Consider the following 20,659-nt stretch of genomic DNA (forward strand, 5'->3'; position numbering starts at 1 on the left):
GGACCGCCAGACTGCCCCGCGCCCCGCGCCCCGCGCTATCGCGCGACGTACTCCTTGCGCGCCGCGTCGTACGTATAGGCCACCGCGTCGGCAGCGCCCAGCTTGCGGGTCTTGCCCGGCCCGGAGATCGTCGTCCCGGTGAACTGCACGGTCACCTGCGGCAGGTCGGCGACGCCATGGGCGCTGAAGACCAGCTCGCCTTCGCTGCGCGTACAGGGCATGACATCGCCGTCCGCGCAGGCGGGGCCGTTGTCTTCGCCGGCAATCACGTTGCCCGCGTAGGCCCACACCTTGTCCTTGCTCTCGTCCTGCCGCTTCTCGGGCGGCGTGAAGACGAGAAGCGTGTACGCGCTGATGGTGATGCCGTTTTCGAACGATTCCGTCGGCACCGCCAGCACCAGTTTGCCGGAGGCGGTGCGGAATTCACGCGGCTTGCGCCGGGGGTCGACTTCGGGGGCTCTTTCCCAGGCGCCGAATTCGCCGATGGTGGGTTCCATGCCGCGAAACTTCCATGGCCGTTCGGATGATGGGTCGTCCCGGATGAAGGTGGCTTCGGACAGGTTGACCGGGGTGGTGGGCCCGATGTCGTCCTCGCCCGGCTTGCCGTAGCGTTCGGCGGTTTCCCAGACGAAGCCGGTGTAGTACTGGACGCCTGCCAGTTCGAACGCGTGGCCGTACCAGTAGGTGGCGAAGCTGCCGTTGGCAACCTCGGCGGCGTCGGCGCCTTTGCTGTCGACCTGGTGGATGGCGGTCAGGACGGCCGCGGCGTCGGGCGGCGCGACGTCGGCGCGGGCGTGGGCGGACGTTTGCGGCGCGGCGCTGGCGGATGCGGAATCCGCGGATGCGGCGTCTGCGGGTCCGACTCCCGCGGGCCGCTTGGCGTCTTGCGCGGCATTGCCCGGCGTCGGACTCATTGCCGCGAACGCTGCCGTGATCGCCGCCACGAGCAATACAGCCGCCGCATTGCCCGCCCGCAAACCTTTTCCAGATGACTCGCGCGTAGACGCCATGTCCTTTTTCTCTCTATGTCGCTGTGTGCAGCCGTTGCAAGGCGCCGTGGGCGCGTGGCCGTTGCCGGGCGCGCGAGGGCGCCGGGAGGCAGGCTGCAAGGGGAATTCAGGGTGCCAATTTCTTGGCGGCCTCGAACATAGAAGGCACGCGTGAGGCGTGTCAAGACGAGTATTTCGGCGCAAGCGCCGGGCTGGACCGGGGCGGCTTGCGGGCATAGCCCCCCGAAATCGCACCGCGCCCGTCGCCATAGGGGCCGCCGTGGCCGGGCGCGTGGCGCGGGGATGCCGACGGCGATTAACGGCCTGTTACGTTGGCAATATTCCGCGTTACCGGTGGGCGGGCGCGGGCCGGCGTTCTGGACTACGCGCCGCTGGCGCGCCGTTCGGGCCGGAACAGGGCCATCCCAGGGTGCGACCCACGCGCGGACAGGATCGTGCCCGTGGTCGATTCGGTGCAGAACAGGGTGCGGCCGTCGTCCCCGCCGAACGCGAGATTGGTGACGGACAAGCCCCCGGGGCTGCGCCATACCGTCAGCGGCTCGCCCCGGTGATTGAGCAGCCACACATAGCCCAGCCCCGGGTTGCACACCAGCAGATTGCCTTCGCTGTCCACCGCCAGCCCGTCAGGACCGCTCGGGCCATAAGACGTGAAGAACTGGCTCACCTTGCTGACGCTGCCGTCGGCCATCAGCGGCACGCGCCACACGCAATTGCCGCGCGTCACCGCCAGGTACAGCACCTTGCCATCGGGCGACAGCGCCACGCCGTTGGGACTGGGCACGTTATCCAGCAGGCAATCCAGTTGGCCATCGGGCCGCAGCCGGTAAAGCCGTCCGGTGGGATCGTGCAGCCCGCTCTGGCCCTGGTCGGTGAAGTACAGATTGCCTTGCGCGTCGAAGATCAGGTCGTTCACGCCCTTGAAACGCTCGCTGTTGCGCCGGGCGAGGTAAGGCGTGACCTTGCCGCTCGCGACGTCCAGCGCCATCAGCCCGTTCTTGTAATCGGTGATCAGGAGCCGCCCGTCATCGAGGAACTTCATCCCATTGGGCTCGCCATCGTATTCCGCCACCAGCGACCATTCGCGGTCGGGGCTGATGCGAAAGACGCGGCCCCATGGAATGTCGGTGACGTAGAGATTGCCGCGGCGGTCGAACACCGGGCCTTCTAGGAACGAATCCGCGAAGGCGCCGCCGCGATTGGCATCGGCCCAGTCGCTGCGCGCGGCGCGGCGAAAGCGCTCGGGCATGGGCGACCAGACGTCCAGTTGCGCCACCTGGGGCGCTTGCAGAAAAAACATGGGCTCTCCCTGGGGTTACTTGGCGTCGTAGCCGATGTTGCGGGCCACGTTGCCCCACATCACGCCGCTGTCGGCGAGGATGCGGGTGAACTCGGCGGCATCGGCCGCGCGCGGCTCGGCGCCCATCTTGGTGGCGAAGGTCTTCATTTCTTCAGAGGCCATGGCCTTGGCGACCTCGCGCTGCAGGCGTTCCATGACTTGCGGCGGCGTGTCCTTGGGCGCCCACAGGCCGGTCCAGTTGACCACGCCAAAGTCCTTCACGCCAGCCTGGGCAAAGGTCGGCACGTCGGGCAGCACGGCCAGGCGCTTGTCGCCGCTGACCGCCAGCAGGCGCAACTTGTCGCCCTGCACCGCGCCCATCACCCCGGTGGTGGACGCGAACTGGAACTCGATCACCTTGCCCAGCACGGCCTGCGTGGCTTCCGCCGCGCCCTTGAACGGCACGTGCATGAACTTCACGTTCGTCGCCAGCGCCAGGCCTTCCGCGGCGAAGTGGGGCGTGGTGCCCGGCCCGCCGGAGCCATAGGTGATCATCCCGGGCTTGGCGCGGGCCTGCGCGATCAGGTCGTCGAGCGTGCGGTAGGGGCTGTCGTTCGACACGGCCAGCGCCATCGGCGCAAACACAAAGGCCGAGACGGGCTGCAGGTCCTTGGCCGGGTCGAAGGGCAATTGCTTGAAGATGTGCGGCAGCAGCGAATAGGTCGTGTCGTTGGCCACCAGCGTGTAGCCGTCGGGCGCCGCGCGGGCCACCTGGCTTACGCCGATCGTGCCCGTGGCGCCGGGCTTGTTTTCGACGATGAAGCTCTGGCCGGTCTGTGTCGACAGCATCTGCGCCATCTTGCGCGTGGCCACGTCGACCGCGCCGCCGGGACCGTAGGGCACCACGATGCGGACGGGACGGCTGGGCCAGTCTTGCGCGGCGTGGGCGATGCCGGCGCTCAGCAGGGGCAAGGCGGCTGCAAGCGTCATGGCGGCGCCGCGCAGGCGGAACAGGGCGTGTACTTGTCGGGTCATTTGTCTTCCTCTCTCGTCTTGTTATGCAAGGATTATTCCGCTTTCAGGCCCAGTTCCTGGGCCAATTTGCGGTTGGTGTCGATGTCATGGGATAGCTGTGCACCGAACGCGTCGCCGCAAAGCTCGCGCGGCTGCATGCCCAGCGCGTCCAGGCTCTTGGCGGTGGCGTCGGCCCGGGCAAAGCCGCGGGCCGTCTCTTGCAGCCGGGCGCGCACGTCCGGCGGCAGTCCGGCGGGCGCCAGCACGCCGTACCAGGCATCGGCCGCGTAGCCGGGGACGCCGGCCTCGTCGAAGGTCGGCACTTGCGGCAATTGCGCCAGGCGCTTGGGCGCGGCGACCGCCAGGGCGGTCAGCTTGCCGGACTGGACCTGCGGCAGCACCGAGCCCAGCGTGGCCAGCGAGCTGTCGACCTGGCCGCCCATCAGGTCCGAAATCGCCTGCGCCGCGCCCTTATAGGGGATGTGGTTCATGCGGATGCCGGTCTGCTGCAGGAACTGCGCCGTGGCGAAATGGCCGGAACTGCCGGTGCCGGGGGTGGCGTAGGTCAGGCGCCCCGGTTCGGCGCGGGCCCGCGCCAGGAAGTCGTCCAGGGTATTGACCTTCAGGGCCGGGCCGGTGACCAGCACCGTGGGGCTGACCGCCACGGCGCATATCGGGGTAAAGGATTTGAGCGCGTCGAACTTGACCCGGTCGGCGTAGAGCGCCGGAATCATGGTGTGGTTGGTGGCGCCGATCAACAGCGTGTAGCCATCGGGGGCGGCCTTGGCCACGGCTTCCGCCGCCAGGATGGTGTTGGCGCCGGGGCGGTTTTCCACCACGAAGGTCTGCCCCAGCGCCTGCGAGGCGTACGAGGCGAAGGCGCGGGCGACGACGTCGGTCGGGCCGCCCGGCGAGAAGCCGACGACCACGCGCACGGGATGATCGGGATATTGGGCCGCCGCAGCGCCGGCGCAGAGCGCCAGGGTGAGGGGCAAGAGGCGTAGGGGTTTCACGAAGTGTCTCCTGGTTGAAGGGGCGTGCGGCCTGTGCCGGCCGCTGCGCGGGGGGGAATGAAAATGGGGAATCAGACGGTGGCGATGGGCGTGGCGGGCGAACCGGCGGCGCCGGGCAGGCGCAGCGGCGGCGCGGTCAGCAGGAACCGGTGGCGCCGGTGCGCGCGCAGCCAGCGCGCCAGGGGCGTCAGCCACCAGAGTTCGCCCAGGTGAATGCCGTTCTTGAACAGGCAGTGCTCATGCAGCGGCAGTCGCGGGCGGCGCAGCGGCGTGGCGGCGCCGCGCAGGCTGACCGGCTGGACCAGTTCAACGGCGGGGTTGTCGGCGATGAGGCAAGCCACGCGCGCATCGACGATCCATTGCAGCAGCCGCTCGTCGTGGCCGTCGAGTCCGCTGCCGGTGGCATGCAGCCGCGCCACATCCGGCTGGCGGTTCATCGTCATCAGCGTGTCGCCAAATCCGGTATGCAGGCACACCATGTCGCCCGGCTCGATCGTCACCCCGTCGGCATCCAGCATCCGCATCCAGGCGTCGTAGCCGACGGCCGTGCGCGTGCGGCCGACGTGGGCTTCCAGGTCGACGAGCACCGCGCGTCCCTGCACGCCGTGCTCGGCCAGTCGTTCGATGCCCAGCGCCTTGGCGGCCGGCCCGGGAAAGCGCGCCCAATCGGCAGGCGCCCGGGCGTCTTCCGATGCCGCCACGATGTCGACGCCGGCGCGATACCCGTTGTAGAACACCGCTTCGGCCACGCCGTCATCGTCGGCGTCAAAGCGGCTGCCCATGTGTGCGAGGCTGTCCCACTGGGTGGAGTACTGCGTGTTCATGAGCAGCACGTCGTCGCACACCACGTCTGTGAGCAGGGGATCTTCGGTCGCATATGACCAGCAAAAGCCCTGGGCGCCGGCGCTCTTGCCGTCGCGCAGCGTGGCATAGCGCTGCGGCGGCAGGCGTTTCGGGTTGAGCGCCGTGCCGCCCGGCACGTCCAGCGGCAGCGACAGGCAGAACGTCAGCCCTTCGCGGACCTCGGCGATGCCCTGCAGCACCTTGGCGGGGGTGACAAGGTTCATCCGCCCGAGTTGGTCGTCGGGCCCGAATTCGCCCCAGTGGCTGCCCGCGGGCGCGCATTTCCAGCGTTGCGCCATGGCGTGCGTCCTCAGGCGGGCGAGCCGGCGCGCGCCAGGGCGTCCAGCACGTTGCGCGCGGCGGCCACGCCCATGTTGACGTAGGCGGCGCTGGTCACGCCGCCGATGTGCGGGCTCAGGATGATGCGCGGTTCCTGCTGGAACGGATGGCCGGCCGGCATGGGTTCCACGGCGAAACTGTCCAGGCCCGCGGCGCGAACCTGGCCCGTGCGCACGGCCGCCAGCAGTGCATCCTCGTCCACCAGACCGCCGCGCGCGGTGTTCACCAGGATCACGCCGGGCTTGCATTGCGCCAGCGTCGCGGCGTTGACCATGCCGCGGTTCTCTTCGGTGAGCGGGCAGTGCAGCGACACCACATCGGACTCGCGCCAGATCGCATCCAGCGGCACGCTGCGCAGGTACTCCGGCAAGTCGCGGGCGTAGGGGTCGTAGCCGATGACGCGCATGTCCAGCCCGTGCGCCATGGCCGCCATGCGCCGTCCGATGGCGCCCAGGCCGATCAGGCCGATCGTCTTGCCGCCCAGTTCCAGGCTTTTGTGGGTGGATTTGTCCCAGTGGCCGGCCCGCATGCGTTCGTCCAGCCCGACGACGGATTTGGCGCAGGCCAGCAGCAGGGCCAGAGCCTGTTCGGCCACGGCGGCGGCGTTCGCGCCCACTGCGGCGACCACCTGGATCCCGCGCTGGGCGGCGGCGGCCTTGTCGATCGTGTCGGTGCCGCTGCCGTGCTTGGAGATCACGCGCAGCGCGGGGGCGGCATCCATCGCGGGGGCGCCGACCTTGCTGTAGCGCACGATGATGGCGACGGGATCGTGTTCGCGGCACAGCGCGACGATGTCGTCCTCGGTGGGCGTCTTGCCGGCAAACACCATGCGAAAGTCTTGCAGCAGCGCAAGCGCCTCCGGCGCCAGGTCGGCGGCAGTCACCAGGATCGCTGGCTTGGCGGCATTCACAGCGATTCTCCTTCCTTCAGGACGCCGGCCGCGCGCAGGGCGGCATCGAGCCACTTGGCCTGCGTGTCGCCCGCCTGGATGGCGGCAATGCGCGCCGCTTCGTCGCGCACCTTCTTTTCCGCGGCGGGCAGCAGGCCTTCGATCTTTTCGCGTTCGACCACCACCACGCCGTCGGCGTCGCCGATGATGAAGTCGCCGGAATGGACGGTCACGCCGCCCACCGACACCGGATGGCCGATACGGCCCGGCACGTTCTTGGTCGGGCCGTTGGGGTTGGTGCCGGCCGCGAACACCGGGTAGTCCATCTCGATGATCTCGACCGTGTCGCGCGCGGCCCCGTCCATCACGACGCCCGCAATGCCCAGCTTGCGGCAGGCGGTCATCATGATGGTGCCCATCAGCGCCGAGCTCAGGTCGCCCTTGCCGTCGATCACCAGCACGTCGCCGGGCTTGGCCAGCGCAATCGCGGCATGGATCATGAGGTTGTCGCCCGGGCGCACCTCGACCGTCAGCGCGGAACCGGCCACCGTCATGGCGGGATGGAGCGGACGGATACGCCCGCTCAACGCCCCGCGCCGGCCGGCCACGTCGGCCAGGATGGCGGGTTGGAGCGCGGCGGCGCGTCGCACGACGTCGGCGCTGACGCGGGGAAAGTCCTTGATGATGTCCTGATTGGCCATGAGAGTTCCTGTCGGGAGTGGAAAGAGGATGCGGGGGCGGTCATGCGGGCTTGATGCCCGCCTCGCGGATGACCTTGCCCCATTTGTCGAAGTCCGCCTTGCGGGTCTGGTCGAGGGCCTGCGGCGTGCCGCCGGCCAGCGTGATGCCGAGCTGCCGGGACAGTTCCTGCAGCGCGGGTGTCTGCAGCGCCTGGCCGATGCTGGCGTTGAGGCGGTCGATCACGGGGGCGGGCGTGGCGACCGGCGCGAACACGGCCTGCCATTGCTCCACCACGAAATCGTCGAAGGCGGCTTCTTTCATGGTCGGCACGTCAGGCAGCGCGGGCAGCCGTTGCGCCGAGGTGGCGGCAAGGGCGCGCAGCGCGCCGGTCTGCACGTGCGGCAGGGCGGCGGCGGCGGGAATGAACGCGAACTGCACCTGGCCGGCCAGCGTGTCCTGCAGCGCGGGGGTGTCGCCTTTGTAGGGCACGTGAAGAAAGCGCGCGCCCGTCTTCTGCTGCAGCAGTTCGCCCTGAATGTGCAGGATGGTGCCGGTGCCGCCGGAGGCATAGGCCAGGCTCTCTGGCGCCTTCTTGCCCGCCGCGACGAGGTCGGCCACGGTCTTGAAGGGCTGCGCCGTGCCCACCACCAGCAGATGGGGAATGGTGCCGACCAGAATTACCGGCGCAAAGTCGGCCACCGGGTCGTAAGTCAGGTTGCCCATGATGTGCGGGGCGATCGCCTGGGGGCCGATGGAGGTGCCCAGCAAGGTCAGGCCGTCGGGCTCCGCGCGCGCCACGCGGGCCGCGCCGATGGTGCCGGTGGCGCCGGGACGGTTGTCCACGATCACGCGCGTGGCCAGCAGCGTGTCGAGCTGTTGCGCGATGGCGCGGCCCAGCACGTCGGTGCTGCCGCCGGCCGGGTAGGGCACCACCCAGGTGATGGTCTTGCCGGCGGGCCATGGCGGCGCGGCGCGCACGCCAAAGGCGGCGCCAGCGGTCAGCGCGGCGGTGGCGGTCAGAAAGCCGCGGCGGGTCAGGGTGCAGGGGGATCGCATGGTTTGTCTCCGATGGTTTTATGGGTCATGCCGCAAAGCCGTACAAGGCCGCCGGGTTGTGGACGAGGACCTGGCGCAGGCGGGCGCTGCCGGTCCAGTCCGCCAGCCGGTCGAACTGGCGCGCGTCGTCGGGCATGGGCTGCATGCCTGCCGAGGCGGAGGCGTGCGGCCAGTCGCTGCCCCACACGACGCGCTCGGGATTGGCGTCGAGATAGCTGCGGGCCAGCGCATCCAGCGCCGGGTCCTCGATGGAGTGGCGGGTGCTGACGAGGTAGCCGCCGGACAGCTTGATCCAGGCGCGGCCGCGCTCGAGCAGCCGCAGCACCACGGCGTGGGCCGGGTGGACGCCGGCCTCGTGCGGGGCCAGGCGCGCCATGTGGTCGAACACGACGGGCACGGGCAGGTCCGACAGCACCGGCGCCAACTCCGCCAGCCGGCCGGGCGCCATCAGCAGTTGCAGATGCCAGCCCAGCGGCGCGATCCGCTTGGCCAGCGGCAGGATCTGGTCGGCGGAACTGGTCACGCCCAACGAAAGATTGAGGCGGATGCCACGCACGCCCTCGTCGTGCATGGCCTGGAGCTGCGCCTCGCGCTCGTCGCCATCGATCACCGCCACGCCGCGCGCCTGCTCGCCCAGCAGCGCAAGCGCGTCCAGCATGGGACGGTTGTCCGCGCCATAGGTGGAGGGCGTGACCAGCACGGCCCGCTGCGTTCCCAGCCGCGCCTGGATCTCGCGGTACTGCGCCATCGTGGCGTCCGGCGGCGTCAGCCTGGCGCCGGCCACGGCCGGATAGCGCGCGTCATAGGCGTGGATGTGGCAGTCGCAGGCGCCGGCGGGCGCCGGGGTGGCTGCGCGCGATCCGCCGCTGGAATAGGGATGGCGGGCTTGCATGGCGGATCACTCGACCTTTGCGCCCGAGTCCTTGACGATCTTGCCCCAGCGTACGCGGTCGTCGTGGATCAGCTTGGCGAATTCGTCGGGCGAGCTGGTCAACACCCGCGCGCCTTGCTCCTGATACTTCTGGCTCAGCGTCTTGGACTGCAACGCCTTGTTGAACTCGGCGTTCAGGCGCTGCACGATGTCCTTGGGCGTGCCGGCCGGCGCGGCCAGCCCGAACCAGGTCACCGCCTCGAAGCCGGGAAAGCCCCGCTCGGCGATGGTGGGGACATCGGGCATGTCCGGCACGCGCTGCGTCGACGTGACGGCCAGCGCCCGCATCTTGCCGTTGCGCACATGGCCGATCAGCGTGGGCACCGACGACAGATACATGTCGATCTGGCCGCCGATCAGGTCGTTGGAGGCCTGCGCCGCGCCCTTGTAGGGGATGTGGGTGAGCGTGATGCCGGCGGCGTTCTGCAATTGCACGGCCGCCAGATGGGCCACGGTGCCATTGCCCGAACTGGCGAAGTTGAGCGCGCCGGGCTTGGCCTTGGCGGTGGCAATCAGGTCCTCGAAGGACTTGAGGGGCGAATTGGCCGGCACCACGATCACCAGCGGCGCGTCCGCGACGAGGCCGATGGCGGAAAGATCGGTTTCGGGGTTGTAGGGCAGCTTGGAATACAGGGTCGGATTGATCGCCAGGTTGCTGGTCTGACCCAGCACCAGCGTATAGCCGTCGGGCGCGGACTTGGCCGCCGTATCCACCCCGATGTTGCCGCCCGAGCCCGGCCGGTTCTCCGTCACGATGTTCCAGCCCGTGTTGCCGGCGACCGCGATGGCCGCCTCGCGCGCCAGGACGTCGGTGCCGCCGCCGGGCGGGAACGGCACGATCAGGCGGATGGGCTTTTCCGGATAGCCGTTCGCGGCACTCAAACCGCTCATGCACACCAGGGCCACGCAGGACAGCACACGCGCAATCTGCTTCATGATTCTTGTCTCCGATATCTGTTTTGTGGTTCGGAGATTGTGAATCCGTGTTCCGCTCAATACAATGCAAGTCCGTACAGCGAAACACGTTGCGCACAATGAACGATCAATTGAACCCAGAGTCGGGCGATGCGCCGGCAGAAGAAGGCGTGGTGGCGGTGCGCCGCGCAATGAGCATCCTGGCCGCCTTCGGCGTCGAGGACACGCATTTGTCGCTGGCGGAACTGAGCCGGCGCACCGGCTGCCACCGCTCCACGGTGTTGCGCCTGGCGCGCACGCTGGCCATGGATGACTACCTGGCGCAGCGGCCGGACGGCACATGGCGCCTGGCGCGCGCGGCCGGCTGGCTGGGCGCCTGTTACCAGGCCACGTTCAATATCGCGGAAGTCGTGCAGCCGGTGCTGCGGGAGCTGTCGGCCGCCACCGGAGAAAGCGCCACGTTCTACGTGCGCGAGGGCAAGCAGCGCATCTGCATGGCGCGGGTCGAAGGACCCAAGTCGATCCGCCACCACGTTCGGGTGGGCGCGGCATTGCCGCTTGAATTGGGAAGTCCCGGGCGCGTGCTGCTCGCGTTCGCCGGAGAGCCGGGCGAGCCGTATGAATCCGTGCGCCGGGCGGGCTACATGATCTCGCTCGGAGAGCGCGACGCCGAGGTCTCCAGCATCTCAGCGCCGGTCTACGGGATCAATTGGACGCTGCAAGGCGCGATCTGCATTTCCGGGCCGATATCGCGCCTGACCGAGTCGGTGCTGCTGGAGCTGAAAGAGCCGGTGCTGGCGGCAGCCAGCCGCTTGTCGCGCTCATTGATGGGGTTGCGCCGGACGGCCTGAATACCGGCCGCCGGCGTGGTCCTAAGGTCAAGCGCGGATCACTCCGCCGCTATCCCCGCCTGCTTCACCACCTTGCCCCACTTGTCCAGGTCGGACTGGATCAGCGCCGCGTATTCCTGCGGCGTGCCGCCCTGGACTTCGATGCCCGCGGCTTCCAGCTTGGCGCGCACGGCCGGCTGCTTCAAGGCCGCGTTGATCTCGGCATTGAGCTTGGCGATGATCTCCTTCGGCGTGCCCGCGGGCGCCAGGAAGCCGCCGTTGGTATTGGCGTCATAACCCTTCAGGCCCTGCTCCTGCGCGGTCGGCACGTCGGGCAATGCCTTGGCGCGTTTCGCGGTGGAGATCGCGACGGCGCGCACGTTGCCCGCCTTGACCTGTTCCTGCATCGCGCTCAGCGTGTCGATGTACAGCACCGTGCGGCCGGCCAGCAGGTCGGGATGGGCGGCGGACGAGCCCTTGTACGGAATCAGCAGCATGGGGGCGCCGCTGACCATGCGGAACATTTCGGCGGCCATCTCCTGTGCGCTGCCGCGGCCGGACGTGGCGACCTTGGCGTCGTCGGGATGCGCCTTCATCCAGTCCACGAGTTCGGGCAGGGTCTTGGCGGGGATCTTCGGATACACCGAGAACACCAGCGGGATCTCGTGCGTGTAGACGATGGGCTCGAAGCTCTTTTGCGGGTCCCAGCCCAGGTTCTTGAACAGGTATTTGTTGATGTTGTGGCTGCCGCCCACGATGCCGATGGTGTAGCCGTCAGGCTTGGCGTTGGCGAGCAGGGCGGTGCCCAGGTTGTTGGAGGCGCCCGGCCGGTTGTCGACGATGACGGGTTGGCCCAGCGATGCCGAAAGCTTTTCGCCCACGACGCGCGCGATCATGTCGATCCCGCCGCCCGGGGGCGCGGGCACGATGATGCTGATGGGACGGGACGGATAGCTCTGCGCCGCGGCCAGGCCGGGCGCGGCGGCCAGGGCTGCCAGGGCGGTCGAAAAGGCCAGGGTCCTGGCCAGCGTGGTGAAGGTCATGCTTGTCTCCTAGGGTGGTCAACTTCAGCCAACTCTGTGGGGCGCCCCGGGTGTGCTGCACCCGAAGGCGCGGTGGGGCTTCAGCCACGCCCGGCAAAGGGCATGGCGGTGGCCATGACGGTCATGGTGAGGACGTTGGCGTCCAGGGGCAGCGAGGCCATGTGACGCACGGCATTCGCCACGTGGACGGCGTCCATCATGGGCTCCGGCGCGACCGTGCCGTTGGCCTGCAGCACGCCGCGCGTCATGCGTTCGGACAGCTCGGTCAGCGCATTGCCGATGTCGATCTGGCCGGCCGCGATGTTGAAGGCGCGCCCGTCCAGCGCCAGCGCCTTGGTCAGCCCGGTCACCGCGTGCTTGCTGGCGGTGTAGGGCGCGGTGTAGGGACGCGGCGCGTGCGCGGAGATGGAGCCGTTGTTGATGATGCGTCCGCCTTGCGGCGACTGGCGGCGCATCAGCCCGAAGGCCGCGCGGGCGCACAGGAACACGCCGGTCACGTTGGTGTTGATCGCGGCAAACCACTTCTCCAGCGGCAGTTCGTCCATGGGCACGGCGGGCGCGTTCACGCCGGCATTGTTGAACAGCAGGTCCAGCCGGCCGAAGCGGCTTTCGATGGTGTTGAACAGCGCCTCGACGCTGTCGGGCTGGGTGACGTCGGTGGGCACCGCCAGCGCCGTGCGGCCCCGGGCGGCGGCATCGGCTTGCAGCGCCTGCAGCGGGTCCGGACGGCGGCCCGCCAGCACGACGGTCCAGCCGTCGTCCAGCAAGGCGTTGGCGGTGACGCGGCCGACGCCGCTGCCTGCGCCGGAGACCAAGGCGATTTTCGGGGTAATGCTTGCGTTCAAGGGGGGCTCCTGGGTGCGGATGGGGGGACGCAGTGTCATGAAAACGTGGCGCGCGCTGCGGCGTTTTGGGGCGCAGCGACGGTCAGGGTGAGTTCGCCGATGCGCGCGAAGCCTGCGGTCACGACGTCGCCGGGCGCCACGGCGCCGACGCCCGCGGGAGTGCCGGTGTAGACGAGGTCGCCGGGTGCCAGCGCGACCGACCGCGACAGCATCGCAACCAGTTCGGGCACGGACCACAGCAGGCCGGAGAGATCCGCGCGCTGGCGGTCCACGCCGTTCACGGCCAGCCACAGCGCGCCTGCGCGCGGGTGGCCGCAAGCCGCGGCGGGCACGATGGGCGTACAGGGCGCGGAATGGTCGAAGGCCTTGGCGGGTTCCCACGGGCCGCCCACGCGCTTGGCTTGCTGCTGCAGGTCGCGCCGCGTCATGTCCAGGCCTGCCGCGTAGCCCCAGATGTGCCGCGCTTCGACGTCCTCGGGGGCGATGTTCTTGCCGCCGTGGCCTATCGCCACGACCAGTTCGATCTCGTGGCAGTAGTCCGTCGTGTCCGCGGGATAGGGCAGCGCGCCGCTGGCAGCAAAGACCGCGCTGGCGGGCTTCATGAACCACGCCGGCATTGCGCTGGGCTGGGGTTCGTCGGGCAGCCACCGGTAATTGCGGCCAATGCAGAACACCCGCGCGACGGGAAAGCGGGCGGCGCTGCCGGAGACCGGCAGCGTGACCGGGGCAGGGGCGGGAAAGGCCAGTTCCATGATGACGGTCCGTGGGGGCGTGTGCGGCTCAGGTCGTCAGGCTCATCGCCGGACGCTCGCCCGCGAGGGCCTGCGCAATGCTGTCCAGCACCATCTGGCCCATCGCCGCGCGCGTCTCCCACGTGGCGCTGGCGCGGTGCGCCTGCAGCGTCGTGCGATCCGATTGGCGCAGCGCCGCCGGCACGCGGGGCTCGTCGACGAACACGTCCAGGCCCGCGCCCGCGATGCGGCCGGCGACCAGCGCGTCGGTCAGGTCAGCCTCGTTGACCAGCCGGCCGCGCGCCACATTGACCAGGTAGCCGCGCGGCCCCAGCGCCTCCAGCACGGCGGCATTGACGAGGCCTTCGGCCTTGTCGGCCGCCGCGCTCAGGACCAGCGCGTCCGACGCGCGGGCCAGTTCGATCAGGTCCGCGACGAACTCGTGCGGCACGTCGTCCATGGCGCGCAGATCGGTGTAGCGGATCTGGCACCCGAAAGCCGCGGCCCGCGTGGCAACGGCGCGGCCCACGCGGCCCATGCCGACGATGCCGACGCGCATGCCGCTGAAGCGGCGCGCCAGCGGGATGGCGCTGGGGGAAGGGAATTGCTCCCACAGTCCTTCGCGCACGAAGCGATCGCCCGCGCAGAGGTTGCGGCAGGCGGCGATCAGCAGCCCGATCGCCAGATCCGCCACGTCTTCCGTCAATGCGCCCAGCGTGGCGGTGACGGGCAGCCCGCGGCCGCGGCAGTAGGCCAGGTCCACCGCATCGGTGCCCACGCCATTGACCGCCACGACTTTCACGTGGGGCAGTTGTTCCAGCATGGCGCGCGAGATGCCGGTGTGGCCGCCGGTGATGACCGCGTCGATCCGCGCGCCGTGCTCGCGCAGCCACGCCGCCTGGTCCGCAATGTCGAAGAACTTGTGCACGTCGTACAGCGAGGCCAGTTGATCGTTGACCGCCGGGATCAGGATGGGATTGAGTTGCAGGACCTGAGGCTTCATATCGGTTCGACTCGGAAGGGGGACCGGCTGCGGGTCCGCGTTGAACATGGAAGCCATGGTATTTAATGATTGATTTACTGCGCAATATTGATCTATAAAATCAACATATAAACTTTGCTACAAAAATACGGAAAATACGGAACATCATGGGATCGTGGATTTCGATGGCCGAAGCGTGCCGCCAGCTCGGCGTGCGGCCGCAAACCATCTATGCATACGTCAGCCGCGGCAAGCTCGAGGTCATGCCCGATCCGGCCGACACGCGCCGCAGCCTCTATCGCGCGGAAGACGTGGCGGGACTGGCCAAGCGCAAGCAGGCCGGACGCAAGCACGAAACCCTGGCCACCAACACGCTCTTTGGCGCGGAACCCAGCATTCCCACGTCGATCTCCACCTTTCACCGCCAGCGGCTCTATTACCGCGGCCAGGATGCCGTGACGCTGGCGGGCTCGGCCAGCCTGGAAGAGACCGCGCAGCTGCTCTGGAATGCCGATCAGCCGGCAGACTTCTCGTGCGCGGCCCGCGTGGGCGCGCCCGGCCGCGTCGCGGCCTTTTCCTCACTGGGTGCGCTGGCGGCCACCGGGCACTCCACCCATGGCCGCATGACGCGCGTGCTGCACGGCGAGTGCCAGAGCCTCGTCGGGCAACTGGCCAACGCCTTCGGCGCGCAGCACGGCAAGCGCCCGTTGCACCTGCGGTTTGCGCAGGCGTGGAAGCTGTCGCCGCAAGCCGCCGAACTGCTGCGCACCGCAATGGTCCTGCTGGCGGACCACGAACTGACCAGCTCCGCGTTCGCCGCCCGCATCGCCGCGTCGACGGGCGCGTCGCTGCCCGCCTGCCTGCTGTCGGGCCTGACCACCTTGTCCGGCCCCTTGCACGGCGACGCCTCCGGCCGCGTGAAAGCCTTGTTCAACGACGTCGAACGCCTGGGCGAGGACGAGGTGATGGCCCACTACCTGTCCACCGGCCTGCCGCTCGCCGGCTTCGGACACCACCTCTATCCCGACGGCGATCCGCGCGCGGCGGCGCTGCTGGCCCTGTTCGAGCCCGCCGACGTCATTTCGCGCTTCATCGAGAAAGCCACGCAGTTGACCGGCCTGCACCCGAACATCGACGTCGCGCTGGCGGCGCTGGCGGCGCATTGCAAGCTGCCTGACGACGCGGCGTTTGGCCTGTTCGCCACGGCGCGCAGCGTCGGCCTGCTGGCGCATTGCCTGGAACAGTTGAGCGTGGCGCAGGTCATCCGGCCGCGGGGGAGGTATGTGGGGGTGGCGCCTGACGCGGGCGCCGGGGCGGCAATCGGGCGTGGGTGAATCGGCGTACCCAATAATGGGTATGGTTGGGGTGGCTGGTCGTCTGGCATGTTGAATCGTCCTCTACGGATTACCGCGGACTTGGAGATCAACGATGAAGATGCCTTGTGCCATATTTGCCCTCTTGGTCGGCAATGCCGCCATGGCGCAGGCCCCGGTCACCGCGCAGCCTGACGTAAAGTCCGTCGAGAGCGTGAAACTTCCGTCCGGTTGGATCCTGGTCATTCCTGCGGAGAAGGCGGGAACGACCGGCTATCAGAACTGGGTATTTGATGCACCCAAAGACACGGAAGTCTGGGCCGCCCAGCGGCCCGCCGGCGTGCCGGTCGTGACGGATGGTTCTTATTTGTTTGCGCCGGGGCCGAGTACCGGCGCGCAACGCCAGGTTGCCGGACAGACGGTTGAAGATCTGATCGCGAAGCAAACCGCCGCCATTTCCTACCTTGCGGAACGAATTGACAAGCTGGAGGCCAGGCTCAAGGAATTCGAGGCTCGGGACGGAGCGCAAAAATGACCAAGCCAGCCACGACGGGCGCCTCCGATCCCATGGCGGCATTGGCGACGGCGCAACGCGCCTTCGATGACGCGAAGGCCGCTGCCGCCAGTTCCAAAGAATTTCTTTTGCATGGCTGGTCGCCGGAACTGGTCAGGTTCCTGGCGCTGTGCCTGCTGGGTTTTACCTTGCTAGCCATCGCAATCGCCGCGGTACTTCTCTGGCGGTCAAGAGCGACCGCCTACCACGTGCTCCGGACCATCGGCGTGATCAGCATTCTCGGGATTTCTTCGGTACTCGTGATCGTGGGATACAGCACCGAGCAGCTCACGCCGATCGTCGGTCTGTTCGGCGCGGTTGCGGGTTATCTCCTGGGAAAGGATAGTGCTGGCCCGCCCGCCGCGAGAGATCAAACCAAAGCCACGTCACTGCGAGGCGGCAGGCATCATTGACCTGTCGCCCCTTGGCGCGTCGCGGATTTCCCCGCTGTGCAAGTCTGCGTATTTCGACGGATCGTGGGTATGCTGCGTGAACCGGACAGGAGATCGCCATGACACGAACCCAGAAGCAGAGAATGCTCGCGGGAGAGCTCTACACCGCCGCCGACCCTGAAATCCAGGCGGACCAGCTTGCCGCAAGCGCCTGGATGAAGCGCTACAACGCCCTGTTGGGCGAACCGCCCGAACAATGGCACGCGTTGCTGCGGGAGCGGTTCGCCACGGTGGGCGACGGCGCGCTGATCCGCCCGCCGTTCCATTGCGACTACGGCTACAACATCTCGCTGGGCGCGAACGTCTTCATCAACTTCAATTGCGTCATCCTCGATGTCGTGCAGGTCACGATTGGCGAGGGCACGCAGATCGGCCCGGCCGTGCAGATCTACACCGCCGACCACCCGCACGATCCCGAACAACGCCGCGCAATGCTTGAGTTCGGCCGTCCGGTGCATATCGGCAGGCAGGTGTGGATCGGCGGGGGCGCGATCATCCTGCCGGGCGTGACGGTGGGCGATGACGCCATCATCGGGGCCGGCAGCGTGGTGACGCGGGATGTGCCGGCGGGCGCGAAGGTGGTGGGGAATCCGGCGCGGGTGCGCAGCTAACGCCGCGGTGCGCCGGCGAGTTCGATGTGCTTGAGCACCGCGGCTACGATGGCTTCCGGGCGATCCTCTTGCACAAGGTGTCCGGCATCGGCCACGGCAATGAGCGGCAGGTCGGAGATCAGCGACGTCAGCGCAAGCCCGCGCTCGCGGGGAATCCACTGGTCCTGTTCTCCCCACAGCACCTGCACGGGACAATCCATGCGCCCATACCGCTCCTGCACCTCGTCCGTGTACTTCTGGTCCATTTGCGCGATCTGGCGATAGAACGCCGGTTGGCCGACAGGCCCGAGCCACGGATTGCCGTACACGTCCAGCGCTTCTTCGGACAAGGGATTGTGCGCGGCGGTCTGCAAATACGCTTTCAACAGTGCGCAGTGCATGTAATCGGGCATGCCCGAAAACGCGGCTTCGTGCTGGCGGACATGCTGGACGAATGGCGATCCCCAGGGCGCCAGCGCCACGGCGTCGAAGATCGTCAGCGACCGGTAGCGCAGACCGTCCAGGTAATACGCGCGCAGCGCCGTCGCGCCGCCGAAATCGTGCGCGAGGACGTCGGGACGGTCCAGCTCCCACTCCCTGAACAACGCCGCGAGTATCCGGTTCTGCACGCCCAGCGACACGTCCTGGCCGTCGCGCATCTCAGACACGCCGTAGCCCGCCAGATCGAAGTAGTAGACCGTCCTGCGATCGGACAGCAGGGGAACGATTCTGCGCCACACCTGCGACGAGAACGGCGTGCCGTGGATGGCGACCAGCGCGGGTCCGTTGCCGAGTCTGCCCCAGCGGATGGCATTGCCTTCAATGGTGGAGGTGTGGGGGAGTTCGAGCATGGCGCCTCTGTGTGGGGAGTGTTCTGACTACGGCGCCGCCCCGGTGACGCCCGACACATATTGCGCCAAGGCCTGCACATCCGCATCGCTCAATGCGTCGAAGGCCGGCATGACCCCGATCCCGTTGCGCACGGCCTGCTCAACGCGGTTCGCATCCGGCTTCAGGTCATCGAGGTTGGGGCCGATGGTCCCCGCAGCACCGGCGTCGGCCAGGGTGTGGCAGACAGCACAGGCTGGGGTCGTCGCTTTCAGGAACAAGGCGCGGCCCGCTTCGGCATTGGGCGGTTCCGCAGCCCAGGCCGAAGCGCCCGCGAACAACAAGAGGCCCGCCAAGTAGACCGCGCGGACCCGCCACGCAATCGGGCGGCGGGCCAAGGCAGCCCCGTACTTTTCACTGTGATGCATCGATGCCGCCATGGTCAGGACACGTTGATGGCCAGGCCGTGGTCGCGCCAGCTGCTGTTGATGTAGCCGGGCGCGTTCTCGAACCGGTTTTCCACTTGCACATTGCCCTGTGTGTCTTCCACGCGGCTGACCAGCATGTGCGGTCCGGCGGACAGTTCCACCGGCAGCGCGAATTGGCGCCACGCGTATTTGCCGAGGTCTGGGCCGATCAGCGTCGCCTGTTTCCAGGTCTTGCCCCCGTCGATGGACACGTCCACGCGTTTGACCGCATGCATCCCGCCAAAGGCCACGCCGCGAACCACGGCGCGTCCGGCCTTCACCGCCTGACCGTCCGCCCCGGGGGCGTTGATCCAGGACTTGGGCTCCATCGCCCAGACCGACGGTTGGTCCGGGCTGGCTTTGGCGCCCATCGGCGTCAGGCGATAGCCGGTCTGCTGGATCTTGGCGGGGCTTTGTTCGTTGCTGAAGGCCAGCCGCTTGATGTACTTCACATTGTTGACCCCGGTGTAGCCCGGCACGATCAGCCGCAAGGGGCCGCCGTGCGCCAGCGAGAGGGGCTCGTTGTTCATTTCCCATGCCAGCATGGCGTCCTGCATGGCCTCGCGCGGCACCGAGCGCTCCACGAGCAGGGACTTGGGATCCAGGCCCTCGGGCAGGACTTCGCCGCCCGTGCCGGTCATGAAGGCGGGCGTGCCGTCCAGGCCGCCGAGATAGTCGACCACGGCGCGCACGGGAACGCCCGTCCACATGACGCATCCGGCCGCGCCGACCTGCCAGGGGGTGCCGCTGGGCTTGTGCGGAAAGAAGCCGCGCCCGTTGCCGGAGCATTGCAGCACCATGGCCAGCGTTTCCACGCCCAGCGTTTTCAGGTCGGCCACCGTGAGCGTGCGCGGTTGCTTGACGCCCTGGATCTCCACCTTCCAGCCATCACGGTCATCCAGGATGGACGGGTCGGGTGGAGGCAGATTGTTGCGCACGTAGAGCTGGCGCGAGGGCGTGATGATGCCGTCGCCAAACGCGCTGCGCCGGGTCTCGATCGTGTTGGCGCTGTGCACGATGACGCTGTCTGCGTCTTTCCATGCCGCGTAGGGCGGCAGCGGTTTGGCCGCCGAGGCGGCGGGTTTGGGGGCGGGGTCGGCCGCGCGCGCGATACCGGCGGCGCCAAGGCCAGCGGCGGCCAGGGCGCCGGCGCTGCCGGCCAGCAGGCGGCGCCGCGACGGGTTGAGGGGGGTTGTCTCCATGGCATGCCTCTCTGGTTGCCGCGTCCTGCCGGGCAAGCGCGGTATTTTGCTTATATCGGCCCGGGGGATGCGGCCTGCTTCATCATCGGCAATGCCTTTCTATATGTCAACGTGTTCTAAGGGGCTATAGGTTTTTGGCCTGTTCAGATATAAGGGTTTTGGATATTCCGGGTGGTGGCCGAGGCTGGCAGCCTGCGCTTGCGTCGTCGCGCAGTACGCGCGGGGATTAGGGGATCGCCGTGTTCCAAGGGACACAAAAGACCGGCCTTGTGCGTGCGTCTGTCACGGCGCTAATCTGGAAAACCCAGGGCCTTGAGTATCCAAGGAGCGCATCATGAACAGGTTCGTTGTCCCTGCCGCCGCCGTTTGTCTGTCCGCCTTCTGCCTGTCCGCCATCGCGCAGCAGGTCACCCCGCTCAAAGGCCAATCCCCCGAGACCACCCAGCAAGACATCGCGGCTTGCCAGGCCCAGGCCCAGGCCCAGGCCGGCATCGCCACTGCCGGTACGCCGAATGCGGGCGGCCGGGCCCGAGGCGCGGCGGCTGGCGCAGCGGCGGGCGCCGCTGTCGCGGGCGCGCGCGGGCGGCAGCATGAAGAGGTGTATGACCGCATGGACGACGACACCAAGCAAGCCTATCGGCAGAACCAGGCGAAGGATGCCGCGGCCGCGGGCATGGTGGTGGGCGGGTCTCGCCAGCGGCAGGAGCGGCGGGAGGATCGCGCGAACGCGCCGCAACAGGACGCCGCCGTGTCGTCCGCCTATGCCAATTGCATGCAGCAGCGGGGCTATCAGGTGACGCCCTGAGGCCCGCAATCCGGTCTTGAAGCGGCGGCATCCGCGCGCGGTTGCACACCC

The 20,659-nt window shown here is 68.4% G+C and carries 23 protein-coding genes; 6 read left to right on the forward strand and 17 right to left on the reverse strand.

What is annotated here, in order from left to right; genetic code table 11:
* Positions 1 to 35: 35 nt before the first annotated feature.
* The 10 genes from BXA00_RS22905 to BXA00_RS28970 all read right to left on the reverse strand — a co-directional run bounded on the left by BXA00_RS22905 (position 36) and on the right by BXA00_RS28970 (position 9,988).
* Positions 36 to 914, reverse strand: coding sequence for a hypothetical protein (locus BXA00_RS22905; RefSeq protein ID WP_231952137.1), 879 nt, complete (start codon positions 912 to 914; stop codon positions 36 to 38).
* Positions 915 to 1,371: 457 nt separating this feature from the next.
* Positions 1,372 to 2,307 carry an SMP-30/gluconolactonase/LRE family protein gene (locus BXA00_RS22910; protein ID WP_076520686.1) on the reverse strand — a complete coding sequence of 312 codons (936 nt, stop codon included), beginning with the start codon at positions 2,305 to 2,307 and terminating at the stop codon, positions 1,372 to 1,374.
* Positions 2,308 to 2,322: 15 nt separating this feature from the next.
* Positions 2,323 to 3,321, reverse strand: coding sequence for a tripartite tricarboxylate transporter substrate binding protein (locus BXA00_RS22915; RefSeq protein ID WP_076520687.1), 999 nt, complete (start codon positions 3,319 to 3,321; stop codon positions 2,323 to 2,325).
* A gap of 32 nt (positions 3,322 to 3,353) precedes the next feature.
* On the reverse strand, positions 3,354 to 4,313 hold the full coding sequence (locus BXA00_RS22920; protein WP_076520688.1) for a tripartite tricarboxylate transporter substrate binding protein: 960 nt from the start codon (positions 4,311 to 4,313) through the stop codon (positions 3,354 to 3,356).
* A gap of 71 nt (positions 4,314 to 4,384) precedes the next feature.
* Positions 4,385 to 5,455 carry a cyclase family protein gene (locus BXA00_RS22925; RefSeq protein ID WP_076520689.1) on the reverse strand — a complete coding sequence of 357 codons (1,071 nt, stop codon included), beginning with the start codon at positions 5,453 to 5,455 and terminating at the stop codon, positions 4,385 to 4,387.
* Between the two features lie 11 nt (positions 5,456 to 5,466).
* Entirely contained in the window at positions 5,467 to 6,405 is a 939-nt protein-coding gene (locus BXA00_RS22930; protein WP_076520690.1) for an NAD(P)-dependent oxidoreductase, read from the reverse strand.
* Complete coding sequence (locus BXA00_RS22935) at positions 6,402 to 7,085, reverse strand: methyltransferase (protein ID WP_076520691.1); 684 nt, start codon at positions 7,083 to 7,085, stop codon at positions 6,402 to 6,404. The genes BXA00_RS22930 and BXA00_RS22935 overlap by 4 nt, the downstream gene beginning before the upstream one ends.
* 40 nt (positions 7,086 to 7,125) lie before the next feature.
* Positions 7,126 to 8,121, reverse strand: coding sequence for a tripartite tricarboxylate transporter substrate binding protein (locus BXA00_RS22940; RefSeq protein WP_083714319.1), 996 nt, complete (start codon positions 8,119 to 8,121; stop codon positions 7,126 to 7,128).
* A gap of 25 nt (positions 8,122 to 8,146) precedes the next feature.
* Positions 8,147 to 9,013: an amidohydrolase family protein gene (locus BXA00_RS28965; RefSeq protein WP_076520692.1), complete on the reverse strand. Its 867-nt coding sequence runs from the start codon at positions 9,011 to 9,013 to the stop codon at positions 8,147 to 8,149.
* Positions 9,014 to 9,019: 6 nt separating this feature from the next.
* Positions 9,020 to 9,988, reverse strand: a complete 969-nt coding sequence (locus BXA00_RS28970) for a tripartite tricarboxylate transporter substrate binding protein (RefSeq protein WP_076520693.1) — start codon at positions 9,986 to 9,988, stop codon at positions 9,020 to 9,022.
* Between the two features lie 98 nt (positions 9,989 to 10,086).
* Here BXA00_RS28970 and BXA00_RS22955 point away from each other — a divergent pair, with 98 nt between their 5' ends.
* Positions 10,087 to 10,818, forward strand: a complete 732-nt coding sequence (locus BXA00_RS22955) for an IclR family transcriptional regulator (RefSeq protein WP_076520694.1) — start codon at positions 10,087 to 10,089, stop codon at positions 10,816 to 10,818.
* Between the two features lie 38 nt (positions 10,819 to 10,856).
* On the opposite strand, the gene BXA00_RS22960 is transcribed toward BXA00_RS22955, so the two are convergent.
* The 4 genes from BXA00_RS22960 to BXA00_RS22975 form a co-directional block, all read right to left on the reverse strand.
* A complete protein-coding gene (locus tag BXA00_RS22960; RefSeq protein ID WP_076520695.1) occupies positions 10,857 to 11,840 on the reverse strand; it encodes a tripartite tricarboxylate transporter substrate binding protein in 984 nt (327 codons plus the stop codon).
* 80 nt (positions 11,841 to 11,920) lie between these two features.
* A complete protein-coding gene (locus BXA00_RS22965) occupies positions 11,921 to 12,724 on the reverse strand; it encodes an SDR family oxidoreductase (protein WP_076520696.1) in 804 nt (267 codons plus the stop codon).
* On the reverse strand, positions 12,721 to 13,440 hold the full coding sequence (locus tag BXA00_RS22970; protein ID WP_369825619.1) for a fumarylacetoacetate hydrolase family protein: 720 nt from the start codon (positions 13,438 to 13,440) through the stop codon (positions 12,721 to 12,723). The genes BXA00_RS22965 and BXA00_RS22970 overlap by 4 nt, the downstream gene beginning before the upstream one ends.
* A gap of 25 nt (positions 13,441 to 13,465) precedes the next feature.
* The gene (locus tag BXA00_RS22975; RefSeq protein ID WP_076520698.1) at positions 13,466 to 14,419 is read right to left on the reverse strand and encodes a 2-hydroxyacid dehydrogenase; all 954 of its coding nucleotides are present in this window, start codon (positions 14,417 to 14,419) and stop codon (positions 13,466 to 13,468) included.
* Between the two features lie 146 nt (positions 14,420 to 14,565).
* Here BXA00_RS22975 and BXA00_RS22980 point away from each other — a divergent pair, with 146 nt between their 5' ends.
* The 4 genes from BXA00_RS22980 (at position 14,566) to BXA00_RS22995 (ending at position 17,327) form a co-directional block, all read left to right on the forward strand.
* Positions 14,566 to 15,732 carry a citrate synthase family protein gene (locus BXA00_RS22980; protein ID WP_076520699.1) on the forward strand — a complete coding sequence of 389 codons (1,167 nt, stop codon included), beginning with the start codon at positions 14,566 to 14,568 and terminating at the stop codon, positions 15,730 to 15,732.
* A gap of 94 nt (positions 15,733 to 15,826) precedes the next feature.
* Positions 15,827 to 16,246, forward strand: a complete 420-nt coding sequence (locus BXA00_RS22985; protein ID WP_076520700.1) for a hypothetical protein — start codon at positions 15,827 to 15,829, stop codon at positions 16,244 to 16,246.
* A complete protein-coding gene (locus tag BXA00_RS22990) occupies positions 16,243 to 16,677 on the forward strand; it encodes a hypothetical protein (RefSeq protein WP_076520701.1) in 435 nt (144 codons plus the stop codon). Before BXA00_RS22985 ends, BXA00_RS22990 begins: the two co-directional genes overlap by 4 nt.
* A 98-nt stretch (positions 16,678 to 16,775) precedes the next feature.
* Positions 16,776 to 17,327, forward strand: coding sequence for a sugar O-acetyltransferase (locus tag BXA00_RS22995; protein WP_076520702.1), 552 nt, complete (start codon positions 16,776 to 16,778; stop codon positions 17,325 to 17,327).
* Here the strand turns inward: BXA00_RS22995 and BXA00_RS23000 are convergent.
* The 3 genes from BXA00_RS23000 to BXA00_RS23010 are packed head-to-tail and all read right to left on the reverse strand — an operon-like array spanning position 17,324 to position 19,803.
* A complete protein-coding gene (locus BXA00_RS23000; protein ID WP_076520703.1) occupies positions 17,324 to 18,157 on the reverse strand; it encodes an alpha/beta fold hydrolase in 834 nt (277 codons plus the stop codon). The genes BXA00_RS22995 and BXA00_RS23000 overlap by 4 nt on opposite strands.
* Positions 18,158 to 18,184: 27 nt before the next feature.
* Complete coding sequence (locus BXA00_RS23005; RefSeq protein WP_083714320.1) at positions 18,185 to 18,574, reverse strand: cytochrome c; 390 nt, start codon at positions 18,572 to 18,574, stop codon at positions 18,185 to 18,187.
* 2 nt (positions 18,575 to 18,576) lie between these two features.
* Positions 18,577 to 19,803 (reverse strand): sulfite oxidase, encoded by a 1,227-nt coding sequence (locus BXA00_RS23010; RefSeq protein WP_076520704.1) that lies wholly within the window; start codon positions 19,801 to 19,803, stop codon positions 18,577 to 18,579.
* A 334-nt stretch (positions 19,804 to 20,137) separates the two neighbouring features.
* Between BXA00_RS23010 and BXA00_RS23015 the strand changes: the two genes are divergently transcribed.
* Positions 20,138 to 20,608 carry a YMGG-like glycine zipper-containing protein gene (locus BXA00_RS23015; protein ID WP_076520705.1) on the forward strand — a complete coding sequence of 157 codons (471 nt, stop codon included), beginning with the start codon at positions 20,138 to 20,140 and terminating at the stop codon, positions 20,606 to 20,608.
* Positions 20,609 to 20,659 lie beyond the last annotated feature (51 nt).

Source organism: Achromobacter sp. MFA1 R4, from assembly GCF_900156745.1.
Classification (GTDB): domain Bacteria; phylum Pseudomonadota; class Gammaproteobacteria; order Burkholderiales; family Burkholderiaceae_B; genus Achromobacter.

Bases quoted from the DNA above. Each gene is read 5' to 3' on its own strand.
- BXA00_RS23015 (WP_076520705.1), top strand. From the start codon at position 20,138: ATGAACAGGTTCGTTGTCCCTGCCGCCGCCGTTTGTCTGTCCGCCTTC.
- BXA00_RS22940 (WP_083714319.1), bottom strand. From the start codon at position 8,121: ATGCGATCCCCCTGCACCCTGACCCGCCGCGGCTTTCTGACCGCCACC.
- BXA00_RS22985 (WP_076520700.1), top strand. From the start codon at position 15,827: ATGAAGATGCCTTGTGCCATATTTGCCCTCTTGGTCGGCAATGCCGCC.
- BXA00_RS28970 (WP_076520693.1), bottom strand. From the start codon at position 9,988: ATGAAGCAGATTGCGCGTGTGCTGTCCTGCGTGGCCCTGGTGTGCATG.
- BXA00_RS22935 (WP_076520691.1), bottom strand. From the start codon at position 7,085: ATGGCCAATCAGGACATCATCAAGGACTTTCCCCGCGTCAGCGCCGAC.
- BXA00_RS22975 (WP_076520698.1), bottom strand. From the start codon at position 14,419: ATGAAGCCTCAGGTCCTGCAACTCAATCCCATCCTGATCCCGGCGGTC.
- BXA00_RS23000 (WP_076520703.1), bottom strand. From the start codon at position 18,157: ATGCTCGAACTCCCCCACACCTCCACCATTGAAGGCAATGCCATCCGC.
- BXA00_RS22905 (WP_231952137.1), bottom strand. From the start codon at position 914: ATGAGTCCGACGCCGGGCAATGCCGCGCAAGACGCCAAGCGGCCCGCG.
- BXA00_RS22915 (WP_076520687.1), bottom strand. From the start codon at position 3,321: ATGACCCGACAAGTACACGCCCTGTTCCGCCTGCGCGGCGCCGCCATG.
- BXA00_RS22965 (WP_076520696.1), bottom strand. From the start codon at position 12,724: ATGACACTGCGTCCCCCCATCCGCACCCAGGAGCCCCCCTTGAACGCA.
- BXA00_RS22995 (WP_076520702.1), top strand. From the start codon at position 16,776: ATGACACGAACCCAGAAGCAGAGAATGCTCGCGGGAGAGCTCTACACC.
- BXA00_RS23010 (WP_076520704.1), bottom strand. From the start codon at position 19,803: ATGGAGACAACCCCCCTCAACCCGTCGCGGCGCCGCCTGCTGGCCGGC.
- BXA00_RS22925 (WP_076520689.1), bottom strand. From the start codon at position 5,455: ATGGCGCAACGCTGGAAATGCGCGCCCGCGGGCAGCCACTGGGGCGAA.
- BXA00_RS22980 (WP_076520699.1), top strand. From the start codon at position 14,566: ATGGGATCGTGGATTTCGATGGCCGAAGCGTGCCGCCAGCTCGGCGTG.
- BXA00_RS28965 (WP_076520692.1), bottom strand. From the start codon at position 9,013: ATGCAAGCCCGCCATCCCTATTCCAGCGGCGGATCGCGCGCAGCCACC.
- BXA00_RS23005 (WP_083714320.1), bottom strand. From the start codon at position 18,574: ATGGCGGCATCGATGCATCACAGTGAAAAGTACGGGGCTGCCTTGGCC.
- BXA00_RS22990 (WP_076520701.1), top strand. From the start codon at position 16,243: ATGACCAAGCCAGCCACGACGGGCGCCTCCGATCCCATGGCGGCATTG.
- BXA00_RS22955 (WP_076520694.1), top strand. From the start codon at position 10,087: ATGAACGATCAATTGAACCCAGAGTCGGGCGATGCGCCGGCAGAAGAA.
- BXA00_RS22910 (WP_076520686.1), bottom strand. From the start codon at position 2,307: ATGTTTTTTCTGCAAGCGCCCCAGGTGGCGCAACTGGACGTCTGGTCG.
- BXA00_RS22960 (WP_076520695.1), bottom strand. From the start codon at position 11,840: ATGACCTTCACCACGCTGGCCAGGACCCTGGCCTTTTCGACCGCCCTG.